Below are 17,462 nucleotides of genomic sequence, written 5' to 3' on the forward strand. Positions count from 1 at the left end.
GGTTACACCTCATTTCTCTCATGTGCTTCCAACAGATTGTAATAACTCTCTTCCAACTCGTGTAGCGTTTGTTCTTTGTGACGAATATCATCTTGTAAGGCATGGATTTTATTATAATCTTCATATACCTCGGGAATAAACGTCTCTTGACGTAACTCATGAATTTCCTGTTCGAGTAATTGAATCTGATGTTCTGTTTGCTTAATTTGTTTTTGTACCGATTGTGTTTGTGGTTTTTCCTGACGTTTTAACGTCGCTTTCGGCTCCGATTTCACTGGTTTACGTGATTCCTTAAAGGCATCATATGATCCTGTAAACTCGATAGCCTCTTGCGCATCAAGATGCACAAGTTTTGTTGCAATTTTATTGATGAAGTACCGGTCATGAGAAACAAATATTATCGGTCCCATAAACTGGCTTAAGACATCTTCAACGATATCTTTTGTTTCAATATCAAGATGGTTTGTTGGTTCATCTAAAATGAGTAAGTCTGGTTCTTCTAGCATCATCAGTAATAATACGAGTCGGACTTTTTCACCACCACTCAATATATGAATTGGTTTGTCCAAATCATCACCAAAGAATAAGAATTTGGCGGCCACACTACGTATATCATAATTGGTATACATCGGATGATAATCGTGAATTTCGCTAAATATTGTTTTATCACAATGAAGAGATTCTTGATTTTGGTCAAAGTATCCAATTTTATAGTTCCGCAAGAAATAAATGGACCCAGAAAGCGGAGATAATGTTTTGTCAATCACACGTAATAACGTTGTTTTTCCTGTTCCATTTGGACCAACAATTGCGAGTTTATCAAACCCTCGCATGGTAAAATTAATATTGCTGAGAAGAGTATTATTTGGATATCCAATTGATAATTCCTTCGCTTGTAAAATAATTTCTCGCGTGGGTCGTTTTCCAGTTAACTGAATATGGACACGCTGTTTAGATAAATGTGGTTTTTCAATTTTTTCGATTCGATCAATTTTCTTTTGTCGATCCTTCGCAAGACTTGCTCGTTTCGCATTATATCGAAATCGGTCAATAAAACTTTGCAAGTGTGCAATCTCTTTTTGTTGACGATTATATTGCTTCAGTAACAACTCATATCGTTTCACTTTTTCTTCCTGGTACTGATCGAAAGTTCCATGATAGACATGGGATGTATGATGATCAATTTCAATCATTTTTCGACAAACCTTACTGATGAAATACTTATCATGTGTCACAATCAGAACTGCACCGTCATACTTGGTTAAGTAATCTTCCAACCAGTCAATAATTTCAATGTCGAGATGGTTGGTTGGCTCATCCAGTATTAATAAATCTGGATTTTCCAGTAGTAATTTCGCAAATGCAACACGCGTTTTTTCACCACCGCTAAAACTCGATATCTGACGTTCAAACATTGACTCATCAAATCCGAATTGACTGAGGATCATTTGAATTTTGGTTTGGTACTCATACCCGCCGATCACTTCGTATCGGTGTACGATTTGGCTGTATGCTTTGATCAACTCAGCATTTTCCGGTTCTTCTTCCATTTGATTGGTGATATCGTGTATCCGTTGTTCAAGATACATGATATCCTCAAAGACATCCAGCATTTCTTGATATAATGTGTTATCTTTTTGAGATATTACATCTTGTGATAAATAGCCAATGGTTGCTTGTTTATTAATATAAATATCACCTTCATCAGCACGAATTTCACCTTGAATCATTTTTAATAATGTTGATTTTCCGGTTCCATTTTTACCAATAACAGCGATTTTATCTTTACTATTTATGTCAAAAGAGATGTTGTGAAATAACAATTCACCACTGAACTCTTTTTTTAATTTTGATATTGTTAAAATATTCATCGTGTTCACCTCAATTCATAAAAAAAGTGCCTTTCATCATCCATGAAAGACACATTCGTCACATTAAAAATAGAGACGTTTTACGAATTGTTATAGATTCGTATGTTTCATGAGTGATGGATTTTTTTGCATGACAAAAAAAGCTGGTAATACATCATTGCTTGCTTGAGGTGCATAGATAAATGTCATCATGCCCATCACTCCTTTCGTTCGAATTTGCAACTATTAACCTCTCTAAGTTTAGCATACTACATTATGCTTGTAAAGGGTTTACAATATTTTTTTAAAATTATATCTCATCGTCCTCAAACACCGCTTCAGGTGGTGTCAGCAAGACCTCGGGATTGCTCATGATACGCATTGCTAATTTGATTGCACTTGCAAAGTAATAACCATCTACAACGCGTTCATCTGCGACGACTTTTAAATCCATTGCTTTGCGTTGAGAAACACTTAAATCATCATCAATTATTTGTTCCTTTGAGCGAACACCGAATGCGATAAATATTGTGTTTGTACCGAAGTTATAGATATGATGATAGACCGGCTTAATTCCTAGCGATCCCAAATCTGTCACAAACAGACTGGAGTGAAACGGACTTAGCTCAAGAATAAATTTTGGTAACATATTATGACGATCCATCCATTTAATGAACCACACAGCAAAGGTGACGATAAACTGAGGTAGAACATGGAAAAACTTCGCAAATTTATCAGTATTGTTGTCTTCACTTTCCCCTTTGTTGTTTTCAATCGCATCATTTACGCGTTCAATCACATCATAGATGGTGTCGGTTGGTTGAAATTTGACTTTAATAGTCGTTTCTTCTGCTTCTTCTTTCATTTCTTTTTTTACAGCCAATGAAATCGATATTTCATTACGGGCGTATGTCCGTTTTCCAACGACAAATCGATTGACTTTTGGTTTTTGGGAAATAACACGAACCATACTCGCTAAAACGATGTGTAAAAACCCAACACGATGTCCTTCACGACGTAGTTGTCGAATTACCTCATTTGGTTTATCAAGATACACTCGTTCTTCAAAAAAGATTTGAGCGTCATTTCGCTCGGGCATAATGTGTGGTATTAGCCGAAAGAATGGATTTGCTTTTCGTAATTTATAGCCATCTTTTCGGTCCCCAATTCGTCGTTTCATATTCTCACGCTCCTTGCTTCATTATAGCAAACTCAACCACGATAAGTAAAGAAAAAAAGAGGATGTACTAGACACCCTCTTCAAGAACCAAATCTTTAAATTGTGTGGTATATAAATCATAGTAGAAACCACGATCTTGTAGTAACGAATGATGATCTCCTTGTTCAATTAATTGTCCATCTTTAATGACTAAGATTTTATCCGCATTGCGAATGGTTTGCAGTCGATGGGCAATGACAAAACTGGTTCGACCTTGCATTAACCGATGCATGCTCTCTTGAATCTTAAACTCCGTTCTCGTATCGACATTACTGGTCGCTTCATCCAAAATGAGAATATCGGGATTGGACAATATTGTCCGTGCGATTGATATCAGTTGTCGTTCACCCTGGGAGAAATTATTTCCCCCTTCAGTAACTTCAGTTTCGTATCCATGAGGTAATTTCATGATAAAATCATGGGCATTTGCCATCTTAGCGGCTGCCTCCACATCATCTTTTGTCGCATCGATTCGACCATATACAATGTTATCATAGACACTACCTGTGAACAAGCTTGTGTCTTGAAGGACAACACCGATATGTTTTCGAAGATGATCTTTCTTATACTCTTTGATGTCCACATCATCGATTCGAATGGTACCTTGTTCAATATCATAGAAGCGATTCAGCAAATTGATAATTGTTGTTTTCCCACTTCCGGTTGGCCCGACAATGGCGATGGTCTTCCCAATCGTTGCTTCAAAAGAAATATTTGTTAATACTTCTTTTCCTTCTTCATAGGCGAAGTGAACACCATCAAATTCTACATGTCCATGTAAATCCTCAATCTCAATCGACCCATCATTTTCATACTCACTGGCTTCATCAATGACATTGAACACGCGTTCGGCACCCGCAATACCTTGTTGAATTGTATTAAACAACTGAGCTAAGTTGGAAATTGGTTGACTAAACTGCCGGGCATACTGCGTGATTGCAGCAATATCGAGGATACTTACACCAGCGAAGCCGATGATGATAAACCATGTTCCAAATCCAATTACTGCAACATAGGTAAGATTGGTAATGAATCCGACTATCGGCATCAGGAATCCCGACACTACTTGTGCTTTATATCCAGCATTTCGTAACTTTATGTTGGAATCAATAAAATCATCTTTGATTTCCTCTTCACGACCATAGAGTTTGATTACTTTTAATCCGGCAATGCTCTCTTCCACAATACTATTTAAATTCCCAAGATGTTTTTGTTGGGCAATGAATCCACTACGACTGATTTTCGCGATACGTTTTGTCAGTACTAAAATAATCGGTACAAATGCAATGACCACTAGCGCAAGGGCCCAGTTCAATACAAACATCATAATTAAAGAACCTACCAACATAATCACCGATTGAACAAACTGATTGATAAACGCAGCAAGCACGTTACTAATCAAATCAACATCATTGGTAATTCGCGAGACAATATCTCCAGGTTGATTGGTATCGTAATATTTCACTGGTAATACTTGAAGTTTATCAAATGCTTCTTTACGTATGCGCGATACCGTTTCTTGAGAGATAACCAATGTTACATATCGTCCAACCATTCTTATCAGACTATTGGCCATAGAAACTACGATTATCAATCCTGCAAGTCGATACGCTCCACTAAAATCAAATGTTTTTATATAATCATTTAATGCTAAGGCAAATAAATAGGGGATCACAAGGTTTAACAGACTGCTAACAATATTCGCAACTAAAATGACAATAATGCCACCATGGTATCCTTCTAAGTAGGACCACAAACGTAAAATGGTACCTTTGCGATCACTCGCATTTTTCCCGAGATACATCCGCCGCGGACCCCCACCAACAACTTTGTTAAGATCTTTGGAATAGTCTTTGTTTTGTTGATTCCGTAATTTAATCGCTCGCTTATCCAAGACAACGCGAGAATGATCGACATTATTGTTCATATGGGGCACCTCCTCCAAGTTGTGATAAGGCAATTTCTTGGTAGACCGTACTGGTTTTCATCAGTTCTTCATGGGAAGCAAACCCATCGATTTCACCTTTGTTTGACAACACGAGGATTTTATCCATATCCTTTATGGTTGATATCTTTTGCGATATGACAATCGAGGTCATCGCGTGGGATAATGCATCAATTTGTTGTAAGATAGCCTCTTCGCTTTTGGCATCAACTGCACTTGTTGAGTCATCTAAAATCAAAATTTTTGGTTGGCGGACAAACGCCCGTGCTAAACTCACTCGTTGCTTTTGTCCCCCGCTTAAATTACTACCTTTTTGTTGGGTTTCATGGTTAAACCAATCGTCATACTGTTCGATAAACTCCATTGCTTGTGCTTGTGTTGATGCATCAACCAATTCATCGAAGGATGCATGGGATTTCCCCATTTGCATATTCGTACCAATACTTCCACTGAAGATGGTCGCCGTTTGTGTAACAAATCCTATTTGAGAACGTAAGGTTGCTAAATCGTACTGTTTGATATTGACACCATCAATTAAAATCTGACCATTAACAACATCATAGAGTCGGGGAATCAGCTGAATCAACGATGATTTCCCACTCCCTGTCGAACCAATGATTCCAATGCGTTCACCTGTTTTTATATGAAAACTGATATTATTAAGAACATGATTACCATCTTTTTCATAGGCAAAGTCAACGTTTTTAAATTCAATTTCACCTTGCAAATCCACATCACGAATGCAATCCTCATCATTTTCAAGATCAATCACTTCATCTAACACTTCTTTAATTCGATTGGCACTTGCTAATGCTCGAGAGATAAATATCATAATCATTGCAAACATTAACAGGCCAAATAAGATAAACATCGTATAGTTATTAAACGCCATTAACACACCAATATTGGGTAGTCCAGTAAGGTCGTTTATCAATAACCCTTGATTCATATAGTATGCACCTAAAAAGATTAAACCTGCAATCGTTGAGTTAAATATCAACATGATGATTGGTTCTGCAAATAAGTTTACTTTCTCCGCTGCAACATTAGTGTTTTTAAACAATTGGTTAGCGTCATCAAATCGTTGGTTTTCTGTATCCATACGGACAAACGATTTAATCACTCGTGGCGCATTCGCCGTTTCCAATGAAACCTTATTCAAGCCATCAATTGTTTTTTGCACACGCATGTAACGAGGGAAAGCAATCACCATGATAATCACAATCGTAATTAACAAAAGTGGTAAGGAAATATAGAATATATTGGACAATTCTCGCGATGTTACAATCGCCATATATAAACCGATTCCAAACATTAATGGGGCACGGATTATAATCCGCAGTAACATTTGGAAAAACTGTTGTATTCGCATTACATCATTGGTTGATGTAGTAATCAATCGACTGGTTTTAAACTTATCAATATTTGTAAAACTGAGTCGTTCAATCTTTTCAAATAAATCCATCCGCAAATCCGCCGTTGCATACATTGCAACCCTTTGCGATGTGATTGTATTGATAATACCCGTAATAAGACCAACAAATGCAATTCCAATCATTAATCCACCCGTCTCAAACAACAAGTCCATATCAAGCGTTGGCAACGCTTCATCAATCAATACGGGAGTTAGTCGAATCACGTAAAAAGCTGCTACTACATTGATAATCATCAAAACAACGGACAATAGTACGGCTGGCCAATATCGAAAAACGTATGTAAATACACGTCCTAAGCTGCTCATAATCGTTCTCCTACTTCTAGCAATCCATGCTGTAATATATTTATATGCCATTGTAATAGTTCAATCGCTCGATCGCGACTCATGTTCATCATTAATGATTTCTGTATTACAATCCGTTTAATATTTTGAATAAACTCATACAACTGAACTTTGTCATCGGTTGTTAAATCGATGAAGTTCGACAAATCCATTTTATCCATGATACTCATAATATATTCTCGTCGCAACGTATTATGATGTTCCAAATACTCATTGTTTGACCCAATGCTTTTTAATACATTCATAATAAAACGATGGCGCTCGTCGTTCATGTAATTATCAAGATCAATAATAAACGAACGCATGACATAATCAAATAGATCATCCGTACGATTGGCCAATTGACGTCCTTCTTCAAAAATAGTGGCAAATACACTATCTATAATGTGATAATATAAATCGTCTAAGTCTTCAAAATACTGATAAAAACTACCACGGGGGATTTCCGCCTCGCGTATAATATGTGATACACGAGCTTTATGAAGAGGATGCTCTGTAAATTCCTTTACAGCAGCATCAAATATCTTCGATTGCTTGTCATCATCTAAGTTAAAAAATGTTTCTCTTGGCATACGTTACCTCCTCTTATGACAATGTGTCATTTCAATTTTATATGACACCGTGTCATATGTCAATTAAAACACAAAAAAAGTCTCTTGGGGATCGAGACTTTTTTTGGATATAATGCTTATTAGAGGATTTTTTAAATGATGATACCTCATTATAACAAGTTTATATGGGCATGTTTTGAATCTTGTGTGAATATTTTGTGAATATTTCCATTAAAAAAACCTCATATGAGGTTATTTTAATAAGTCAATTAATTCTGCTTTTTTCAACGTAGAATATCCTGTTAAACCACGATCTTTTGCCAACGCTTTTAAATCCGCAACCGTTAGGCTTTCCAAATCTACTTCTGGTTCTTTTTTCTCTGGTTGTTCTGGTTCTTCTTCAGGTTCAGGAGTAGGTTCGGGTGCAACTTCAACTGTGGGTTCTAGCGTTGGTTCTTCAGCTACGACTTCATCAACGACAACTTCTTCTTCAACTGGTTCAACGACTTCCTCTTCCGGTTCTTGTTGAACAGGTTCTGGTTTTACTTCTTCTTGTTTCGGTTTTTTCTTCTTTCTGAATAAATCCAAAAATGACATATATTTCACCCTTTCTTTCCAATCATTGTTACTTTATTATACTAAATATAGTAGTAATATTCAATAAAACCTCAATGAAAACATTTTCCTTACAAATAACGAAATCATTTGTTGTATATCTATATTATAAAGTTTCTATATTTGGTACAATATAGTTGAGGTGAAAAACATGGAAAAAAGTAAAGTTGTTATTGTTGGTACTGGTTTTGTTGGTATGAGTTATGCCTATGCGTTGGTAAATCAAGGCGCAGTTGAAGAGCTAGTACTTATTGACATTGATCATAAAAAGGCAGAAGGCGAAGCGATGGATTTAAATCACGGTCTAGCATTCGCTCCACGAAAAATGACAATACGTGCCGGTGATTACGATGAATGTAAGGACGCTGGATTGGTAGTGATCACTGCTGGTGTAAACCAAAAAGACGGTGAAACTCGAATTCATTTATTAAACCGCAATGCCCAAATAATCAAATCTGTTGTCAAAGACATCATGAAAAGTGGATTCAATGGCATCCTTTTGGTTGCAAGTAATCCTGTTGATATTTTAGCGTATGTTGCATGGAAAGAATCCGGGCTCGATAAATCTCGTGTTATCGGTAGTGGTACTTCTTTAGATACTGCCCGATTACGTTATGAAATTTCACGCTATGTCAAAATAGATCCCCGTAATATTCATGCATATATCCTTGGTGAACATGGAGATAGCGAATTCGTAGTATGGTCTAACGCAAATATTGCAGCAAAACCAATTATGGATGTTGTCGATACGATGGATGAAATTGATTTTACCGATTTGGACAATATTTATCGCGACGTTCGCAACGCTGCATACGAAATCATATCACGAAAGCGGGCGACTTACTATGGAATTGGTATGGCCTTAGTTCGTATTACCGTTGCTATTTTTAACAATGAAAATCGAATTATGCCAATCAGTAGTTTGAACGATGGCGTATATGAATGTGACCCTGATGTATACATCGGTTTACCTGTTGTACTAAATCGTCAAGGAGTACATCACATTGTCAAATTTCAGTTGTCCGATGGAGAAAAGAAAAAACTCCAAAACAGTGCCAACATTCTTCGAAAGAACTTAACCGATATTGGGTATTAAAAAAATCTGCAGATGCAGATTTTTTTTATTGTTCGAAAGGATACACCAATCCAATTTTTTCTCGAATGGCATCCATTAGAGTCACAATTTTCATCGTTTCTTCCTGAGACATGATAGGATTATTCAGTTCCTGACGCAAAATACTATTTGCAAACGATTCAATTTCATATTCAAAACCACTTACTCGATGAGGAAAATCAAATGGTTCATCATTGATGATAATTCGCGTTGTACTCCAAAAATTAGGGACAATAACTGTTCCATGTTCAAATGTCAATACAGCCTCATTTGATAGTGCTTGATCAACCGCACACTCCAGTACAAACTGCGTCGATTGTGAATTATCCAGTTCACCAGTGATGTGCAAATGTAGATCTACACCTGTGTCAGCAAAAACAGGTTTGACCTCAAAGCTTCTTATGGGGGCATTTGCCACCAACAATAACATACTGACATTATACACACCCAAATCAAGTAAACTTCCTCCAGCCAATTGGGGATTCAGTATCCGCCCCGTTGCCGATAATCGATCTCCCATATCAAAACCAAACGATACATCGATGGACTGAAGCAATCCGAAATCATGCTGTGCAAGGATATTCTTGAGATGTGTCGTTGCAGGTAGAAACCGAGTCCATAGGGCTTCCATTAATAACATGTTTTGACGTTGTGCTTCCGCAAACATTTCAGCTGCATCTCCTGCATTAACCGCTAGAGGTTTTTCACACAAAACATGCTTCTTGTGACGAAGACTTAACATGGTATGCTCTTTATGAAAATTATGAGGTGTTGCGACATATATCGCATCTACACCATCAAATGATACTAAATCTTGATAACTACCAAATGCATAATCGAGATCAAATTCATTGCAAAACTGCTCCGCTTTTTCCATCGAACGACTTGCTACTGCTACAAGCGTTGCATTGTCTACTGCAGTGATATCGCTCGCGAACTTACGAGCAATGTTTCCTGCGCCAATGATTCCAAAACGTATCATTAGAACATCACATTATCGAACTCAGGAAACATTTTATTTCCTTTATTCAATCCTTTAATGCGTTCCATATCGGAATCTTCAAGTGAGAAATCATGGACATCAAAATTTGCTAGAATACGCTCTTTGTTCACGCTTTTTGGTAGTGCAACAATTCCACGTTGTTCCAACCACTTTAATGTTACTTGTGGCACAGTCTTTTGATATTTCTCAGCAATTTCTTGCAACGTTTCATTTTGAATCAACTCATCAACTCGCCAACTCATAAATGGTGCGTACGCTTCTAAAACGATATCGTGCTCTGCGCAATAAGAACGTAGAAATTCGTTTTGTAATTCAACGTGAGTCTCGACTTGATTCACCATTGGTTTGATTGTTGCATGTTCAATCAGATTCATTAAGTGATGAACATTATGGTTACTTACACCAATCGCACGAATCTTACCTTCGTTGTAGAGTTCTTCCATCGCACGCCATGATGCCAATCCTTTTTCATACCCCTTAAACCAATGAATCAAGTACAAATCAACATATTCCAACTCCATAGCGTCCAACGAATGTTGAAATGCTTTTTTCGTGGATTCATATCCCTGTGATGTGTTCCATAGCTTGGTCGTTACAAAAATGTCTTCGCGAGGAACCTTTGAATCCTTTATAGCGCGTCCTACTTGTTCTTCATTGCCATAGATTTGTGCCGTATCAATATGACGATAACCGGCTTCTAACGCCCACAATGTCGCTTGATAAGCATCTTCTTCTCTGCTCTTCCATGTACCGAGCCCGATTGCTGGAATTGATACGCCGTTTGCTAATGTAAATGTCTTCAATTATATCACCTCAAGTTTATTATATCGAAATTATTCTAACAGAACAATCAATAAACAATAAGAAAGAGGGCATTGCCCTCTTACATCGAAATTTTATGTTTTCCACTTGCTTTGGATTCATATAGTAACTGATCGGCTTCATCATAGAAATCCGAGAATCGTCGTTTGTTTTCTTGAATAATCAGCCGTGTTACACCTGCACTAAATCCTACTCTTACGTCTTTGGTATACGAATGATTACCAACGGCGTCCATGAGTTTAATCATGAAATTCATAACCTGTTCATCGCTCATGTTCGTTAAGAATACCGCAAACTCATCGCCACCAATTCGGTAGAAACGTACATTTTTACTGGATACGTGAAGAAACAATTTCGATATCTCTTGAAGGACAAAATCCCCAAAACTATGACCGTATTGATCATTGGCAGGTTTAAAATCATCCAAATCCAGCATCGCCAGATGTGCTTTTCCACCTTTTTTGACAAACGGATAAATATCGTCGTTGTAATCTTTTACCATTAGTCGTCGGTTACCTAATTGCGTTAACTCATCTTTCATCGATAACGCTTCTAGTTGCCGCTCGGTTGTAATTTTCTCGGTAACATCTGAGATGATATAGAGATTCGACATTTGTCCATTAAACTCGATTTCTTCCATAATATATTTTACAAACATGTCCTGTTTTATACCGTATAAAATATAATATCCATCTTCTTCTACCATAATTTGATCAAAATTGATGATCGTGGATTTCTCTCGGTCACCGTACACAATTTGAGATCCGAGCTGGTTGGTATAAATGAGCTCTCCTTGCTTGTTCGTAATGATAATAATTTCCGATGTTAAGTCGGCGAATTTTTGATAGAGTTTTTTCTCTTCTTCTAACACATTTTGGGATAACAAAATATTGTTTTTCACGACGCGATAAAGCAGAAACGTCAAGACAATCATGACGATATAAGATGGGACTTTAATCATTAAAACAGTGTTGTAATTATTCAAACGGAATGCATCTAAAATATTGTCGTATAAGTTCAAATCTGAGGATGCACCTACAATCATATCCCATTCCTCGACAACCGTTACATACGCCACCTTATTCGTGATGACGCCATTGACATAATTACTATAAAACTCATATTCTAAAAATCCTTCATCATGTTCATCCGTATAATCAATTATAATTTGCAACGTTTCTTGCCACACGGGATACGTATCGTCTTCGATCGTTAAACCAATTGCATCTTCATTTTGATGATACAAGATTTCACCAGTAGAACTCAACACATAGATTGTATTGGTATAATTATCGTACACATCTTCGATTTGTGCCAGTGCACGTAGCTTTTCCTTCTCACTAAACTGATCATAACCGATATAGGTCGTAAGGATCATATTCGTGTCTTCAACCAAATGACCAAACACAATGTATTCATGTAATACTTCATCTTCGATTCGGTACATCGAAACATATCCCTGATGCGTCTCTGAAGATGTAACTTCATCAATAAGTAGCGATATATATTGCTTTCCGAGTTCATCCTCCTCGGTTATTTTATTGATATTTGATTCCATTCCAGTCGATCCATCAAGGAGCTCGATTCCATCGGTGCTGTAGACGTAGTGCTGATGATTTTGATCGACATCATTATAGGTTTTTGTAAGTTCAATAATACTATCATCAATCTCTTCTGGTGTCATAATGTCCGCGTTTATGGTCGTTAACGAATCTGCAGCAAACGCCAAGTCCGATAACACATCCTCGGCATGTAAAATTGCATTTTCGTGTAATTTATCAATAATAAAAGCAAAATCTTCGTTTGCAGCCGTTACCATATCTTGAACATCGTCATATACGTCCTGTGTCAAATCCGATTGGATTAACTCGACTTCACGGTTAAAGATAATGATCTCACGAACGATATCCTGTAACATTAAAATCACGAGAAAAGCGAGCAACAAATAAACTATTTGTCGCCACCGACGTGCGATTAATGACTGCAAATCTCTCATAGAATCACCTTATGCTTTTTATCAATATCGTTCAAGAAAACTCCCTGTTCAACAATATACTGTATTGTAACTGGTGAGATGAATTGGAGAAACTCGCTCGAGTTCAGTGTTGTTGATTTGTCAAGTAATTATGTTAACTCTGGTTCATTTTAAAAAAAATGATAAATGTCTATGTCAATACTTATATTTCAATATTTTCTCCTATATAATAGATATATCAAGAAGGAGTTAGGTGATTTCATGTAGACGTGAAAAATCCAATAAAACAACAATAATTTAATATTTGAAATTCTATATGGACTTGACGAAAACCAAGGACATTCAACACAAAAATATTCAAAATGAAACACAATAGAAGCGTACGGGACAGACGCGATCGCTCGGTCCATTTGCGCGCACTAATGCGCACTACCCGAGAAGCCCCCTCTTCAACTCTATAATTAAGTGGTGGGAGCAGGTTCACCATAAGTATTATACCATTTGTTGACTGATTTACAAACACTTCCAAGAAAAAGCGACACTATGTGGTGTCGCTTTCTTCTTGATATTGTAATTTGTATAAATTATAGTAATGACCACGATGTCGTAACAACTCTTGATGCGAGCCTTCTTCAATTACTTTCCCATGACTTAAGACAATGATTTTATCTACATTTTGGATGGTAGATAGACGATGTGCAACAACCAACATGGTTCCAATTGACATCATTTTTTCAAGTGAATCTTGAATCAACTGCTCGGTTTCAGTGTCGATATTACTTGTTGCTTCATCCAATATCATAACCTTCGGATCATGGACAATGGTCCGGGCAAACGACAACAACTGTCGTTGTCCGCTACTGAAGTTATTCCCTCGTTCACGCACTTCCTCATCGTATTTTTGTGGTAACTTATTGATGAAGTAACTTGCATTTACATAGTTACATGCTTGTTCAAGCGTTTCTTGAGTTATCGTATCGTTCCGCAAGGTTATATTGGAACGTATTGTACCACTAAAGAGGAATACATCCTGGAGCATTTGGCCGATATATTTTCGTAAGGATCGTTTCTTAATGGTTTTTATATCGACACCATCAATTAATATTTGTCCTCTTTGAATGTCATAATATCTGGTAATCAGACTTAGAATTGTCGTTTTTCCTGCTCCCGTTGCCCCAACAAAGGCAGCACTCTCTTTGGCATTGACTTTGAAGGATACATCTTGTAGCACCCATTCGCCTTCATTGTAGGCAAACCAGACATTTTTAAACTCGATCGATCCTTGTACATGATCAATGTCCATTGCGCTGTCTTGATCCACCACTTGTGGCTTGGTATCCAATATTCCAAAGATTCGTTCTCCTGCAGCAAAGGCACTTTGAACAATATTAAACTGCTCAGCTAATTGCTGAATCGGATTGAACAAATCCGATACATAACGATGGAACATAATCAATAATCCCACTTGATAAGCACCGGATAAAATCGATTGACTTCCGAAGTACAGGACAATCACAACAGCTAGCATATGTACCATGTACATCGTTGGACGGAATACAGCAAAAATCCCAATTTGTCGATAGTACGACGCTTTTAATTTGTCATTTCGCTCTTTAAATTGAATGTATTTAATATGTTCTTTGTTGAATATCTGAATGATTTTCATTCCCGATAGATGCTCTGCTAAGAAGGCATTAACGCTCGATAGATTCGACCGAATTTGACGATATGCTTTTCGCGATAACGTACGGAAGAAATACGAGGCTATGATAATTAACGGAACTACAGTAAGTACGTACAACGTTAACTGAGCATTTATATAAAACATGACAATGATGATACCAATTACTTTGAATGAACTTTGGAAAATGGTAATTAACACACTTGTGTAAAATTCATTTAGGGCATTGGTGTCATTGGTAACACGGGTAACCAATGCTCCCGCTGCTTTTTGGTGCAAATACGCTAGGTCATGATATTCAAGATGTGTAAAAACATCTTTGCGTACATTGAAAATAATTCCTTGTCCCGTAATATTGAGTATAATATTTTGGGCATACGTCAAGATACGCGTTGATAGAATGATAACGACCAAAATGGTAATATTATTCAGAAGCTGTGATAATTCAAAACTAGATTCGCTAAAAAGACTAATCGTATTCCCAATGACAATCGGTTCGTATAAAGCAAATAGAATCGTGACAAACATGATACTGTAAACAATAGCAAAATGCTTACGAAATGGTTTGCTGTAACGAATCAAGCGACGAACAATTTCTTTGTCTGTATAATTATATAAACGAGTGACATCTTCTTCATGCATTTGTCCGCGTGGAGGCATTATTCCTGCACCTCCATTTCGTCTTCAAGTCGTTGACGTTCGACCATATCACGATAAAACTCACAACGCTCGTATAACACTTCGTGAGGTCCAATATCAACGATTTTGCCGTCATCGATAACGATAATTCGATCGGAGTAAATCAAGGTGCTGATGCGATGGGCTATGATCAATGTGGTTTTGTCTTTACGAACTTGTTTTAGGTTTTCTAAGATGGTGACTTCGGTATTGGTATCTACCGCTGATACACTATCATCTAAAATCATAATTGGTGAATTCTTTATCAGTGCTCGTGCGATTGAAACGCGTTGTCGCTGTCCACCGGATAAGGTGACCCCACGTTCGCCAATAACGGTATCATATCCATCTGCAAACTCGATGATGTTATTATGAACATCACTCATGATTGCAGCTTGTTGAATTTTATCATATTCATCTGTTGCTTTGGTAAAATCAAGTGAGATATTATTGCGAATTGAGTCGGAGAATAAGAATCCATCTTGTGGTACATAACCAATACTGTCACGTACTTGGGCTAGAGGTAGTTTCATAATGTCATATCCGTCAATAAAAATCGTATTTGGTTCAACATTGTAAATTCGAAGTAATAAATCTACTATACTCGTTTTCCCACTACCAGTTCGTCCTAAGATTCCAATCGTCTCCCCTTGTTGGATAGTAAAGGACATATCTTGTAATACATCTACTTCTGTATGCGGATAACGGAAGGTTAAATTACGAAACTCAATGTCGCCATGCAATGCTTCCACCTTAACTACATCTTCGGCGTCCTTAATATCGATGGGTTCGTTGAGAATTTGTTCAATCCGCTGCAACGATCCTTTACCACGATTCCGTACATTAATGATACGGCCAAGTGCCATCATTGGCCATATTAAAAGACCAAATAGAAAAAAGAATCGAATCAAATCACTGATTTCAAACACAGTACTTCCTAATCCTTGTTGTGTTTGCCAAATTAAATAACCACCATAACCAATAATTACAACATAAATTAAACTGACAAAGGCACCAATGGAAATATCTAGAAGCTGCTGTGTTTTCACATAATCAATATTGCGATCATGCGCATTTTGATTTGCTTTAAGAAACTCATCAATTTCAATATCTTCTTTCACAAATGCTTTTACAACTCGAATACCACTTAAATTTTCATTGGTGAAATCACTAAGTCGTTCAAATGCTTCTTGTGCTTTTCTAAATTTTCGGCGAATTTTACGTCCAAATACGCTACCTACAATGGCAATAATGAGCATTGGTAGGGCAGTGAACAATGTTAATGTGACATTTAGTCGTAGCAATTGAATGATAACAATCGTTCCCAGGAAGAATGTATCCACAACCATAACCATCCCAAATCCTACGGTACGTCTAACCGCTTCAATGTCATTGGTGAAGTAGGCCATTAACCCCCCAACTTTATGCTCTGAATAGAATTGATTGGACAACTTCTCGGCATGTTCAAATAAATCATTACGAAGACCGTAATCAAAACGACGCGATGACCCCATGATGAAGATACGCCATAAAAAGCGTCCAACCATGATGATTACGACATATAATCCAATCTGTAAAATAATCTCAAGTACACCATCTAAGGTAATATTACCATCGGTTAATCCGTCGGTAATGTCCCCTATTAATAACGGAATCAACGTTTGAACATAATCAATACCCGCGATGACCAAAATCCCTAAAATAAACCAATGTAAATTTTGGAGATAATACTTATTTATCGATTTTCCAAAAATCATGTTGGATCACCACCAAATTTATTGAAAATTTTAATTAGAAACTTCATTTCTTTTTTTGACAAGACATCAAACATCTTATCAACAGCTCGTTTACTCTCTAATATATTGGTGGTAGCTAATGTCCGTCCCATCTCTGTAAGCGAGATATAATAGACACGTTTATCTTCACTACTTTTTGCTTTTTCTATGAATCCGTTGGATTCGAATACATTGATGACCTCAGTCACGGTTGGTTTAGATAAATCAAAATGTTCAGCTAGTTCCGTCAATGTTGTTTTTCCGCGTTTATGAATTTCCTTTAGGTACTTGAAGCGACTACCTTTAATGCGATCAAAATGAATTTCTTCATAAACATCATTGCATGCATCAAAATACATTCTAAGGAACTTATTAAACGATAAACGCACTTCTTCTTTATCCATAAATTCCCATCCTTTCTCTAATTTGATTAGGAGAGACCTAATTATAAATA

Annotated in this window: 13 protein-coding genes; 1 reads left to right on the forward strand and 12 read right to left on the reverse strand. The window is 37.0% G+C overall.

From position 1 onward, the window contains the following. Positions 1-2: 2 nt before the first annotated feature. From G4Z02_RS09460 to G4Z02_RS09610, 6 genes are all read right to left on the reverse strand, one after another. Complete coding sequence (locus G4Z02_RS09460; RefSeq protein WP_258877776.1) at positions 3-1,871, reverse strand: ABC-F family ATP-binding cassette domain-containing protein; 1,869 nt, start codon at positions 1,869-1,871, stop codon at positions 3-5. Positions 1,872-2,160: 289 nt separating this feature from the next. After that, positions 2,161-3,030, reverse strand: a complete 870-nt coding sequence (locus G4Z02_RS09465; protein WP_258877777.1) for a 2-oxoglutarate dehydrogenase — start codon at positions 3,028-3,030, stop codon at positions 2,161-2,163. Positions 3,031-3,097: 67 nt separating this feature from the next. Continuing rightward, positions 3,098-4,996, reverse strand: a complete 1,899-nt coding sequence (locus tag G4Z02_RS09470; RefSeq protein ID WP_258877778.1) for an ABC transporter ATP-binding protein — start codon at positions 4,994-4,996, stop codon at positions 3,098-3,100. Continuing rightward, on the reverse strand, positions 4,986-6,755 hold the full coding sequence (locus G4Z02_RS09475; protein WP_258877779.1) for an ABC transporter ATP-binding protein: 1,770 nt from the start codon (positions 6,753-6,755) through the stop codon (positions 4,986-4,988). The genes G4Z02_RS09470 and G4Z02_RS09475 overlap by 11 nt, the downstream gene beginning before the upstream one ends. Next, positions 6,752-7,366: a TetR/AcrR family transcriptional regulator gene (locus tag G4Z02_RS09480; protein ID WP_258877780.1), complete on the reverse strand. Its 615-nt coding sequence runs from the start codon at positions 7,364-7,366 to the stop codon at positions 6,752-6,754. The genes G4Z02_RS09475 and G4Z02_RS09480 overlap by 4 nt, the downstream gene beginning before the upstream one ends. 231 nt (positions 7,367-7,597) lie before the next feature. Then, positions 7,598-7,942, reverse strand: coding sequence for a Rho termination factor N-terminal domain-containing protein (locus G4Z02_RS09610; protein WP_309544582.1), 345 nt, complete (start codon positions 7,940-7,942; stop codon positions 7,598-7,600). 169 nt (positions 7,943-8,111) lie between these two features. Here G4Z02_RS09610 and G4Z02_RS09490 point away from each other — a divergent pair, with 169 nt between their 5' ends. Beyond that, positions 8,112-9,056 (forward strand): L-lactate dehydrogenase, encoded by a 945-nt coding sequence (locus G4Z02_RS09490; protein WP_258877781.1) that lies wholly within the window; start codon positions 8,112-8,114, stop codon positions 9,054-9,056. 25 nt (positions 9,057-9,081) lie between these two features. On the opposite strand, the gene G4Z02_RS09495 is transcribed toward G4Z02_RS09490, so the two are convergent. The 6 genes from G4Z02_RS09495 to G4Z02_RS09520 all read right to left on the reverse strand — a co-directional run bounded on the left by G4Z02_RS09495 (position 9,082) and on the right by G4Z02_RS09520 (position 17,412). Then, positions 9,082-10,056, reverse strand: a complete 975-nt coding sequence (locus G4Z02_RS09495) for a Gfo/Idh/MocA family protein (protein WP_258877782.1) — start codon at positions 10,054-10,056, stop codon at positions 9,082-9,084. Next, a complete protein-coding gene (locus tag G4Z02_RS09500; protein WP_258877783.1) occupies positions 10,056-10,880 on the reverse strand; it encodes an aldo/keto reductase in 825 nt (274 codons plus the stop codon). Before G4Z02_RS09500 ends, G4Z02_RS09495 begins: the two co-directional genes overlap by 1 nt. 80 nt (positions 10,881-10,960) lie before the next feature. Continuing rightward, positions 10,961-12,895, reverse strand: coding sequence for a sensor domain-containing diguanylate cyclase (locus G4Z02_RS09505; protein ID WP_258877784.1), 1,935 nt, complete (start codon positions 12,893-12,895; stop codon positions 10,961-10,963). A 520-nt stretch (positions 12,896-13,415) separates the two neighbouring features. Then, positions 13,416-15,215: an ABC transporter ATP-binding protein gene (locus G4Z02_RS09510; protein ID WP_258877785.1), complete on the reverse strand. Its 1,800-nt coding sequence runs from the start codon at positions 15,213-15,215 to the stop codon at positions 13,416-13,418. Continuing rightward, positions 15,215-16,990, reverse strand: a complete 1,776-nt coding sequence (locus G4Z02_RS09515; RefSeq protein WP_258877786.1) for an ABC transporter ATP-binding protein — start codon at positions 16,988-16,990, stop codon at positions 15,215-15,217. Before G4Z02_RS09515 ends, G4Z02_RS09510 begins: the two co-directional genes overlap by 1 nt. Next, positions 16,987-17,412, reverse strand: a complete 426-nt coding sequence (locus tag G4Z02_RS09520) for a MarR family winged helix-turn-helix transcriptional regulator (protein WP_258877787.1) — start codon at positions 17,410-17,412, stop codon at positions 16,987-16,989. Before G4Z02_RS09520 ends, G4Z02_RS09515 begins: the two co-directional genes overlap by 4 nt. Positions 17,413-17,462 lie beyond the last annotated feature (50 nt).

Source organism: Candidatus Xianfuyuplasma coldseepsis, assembly GCF_014023125.1.
Classification (GTDB): domain Bacteria; phylum Bacillota_I; class Bacilli_A; order Izemoplasmatales; family Izemoplasmataceae; genus Xianfuyuplasma; species Xianfuyuplasma coldseepsis.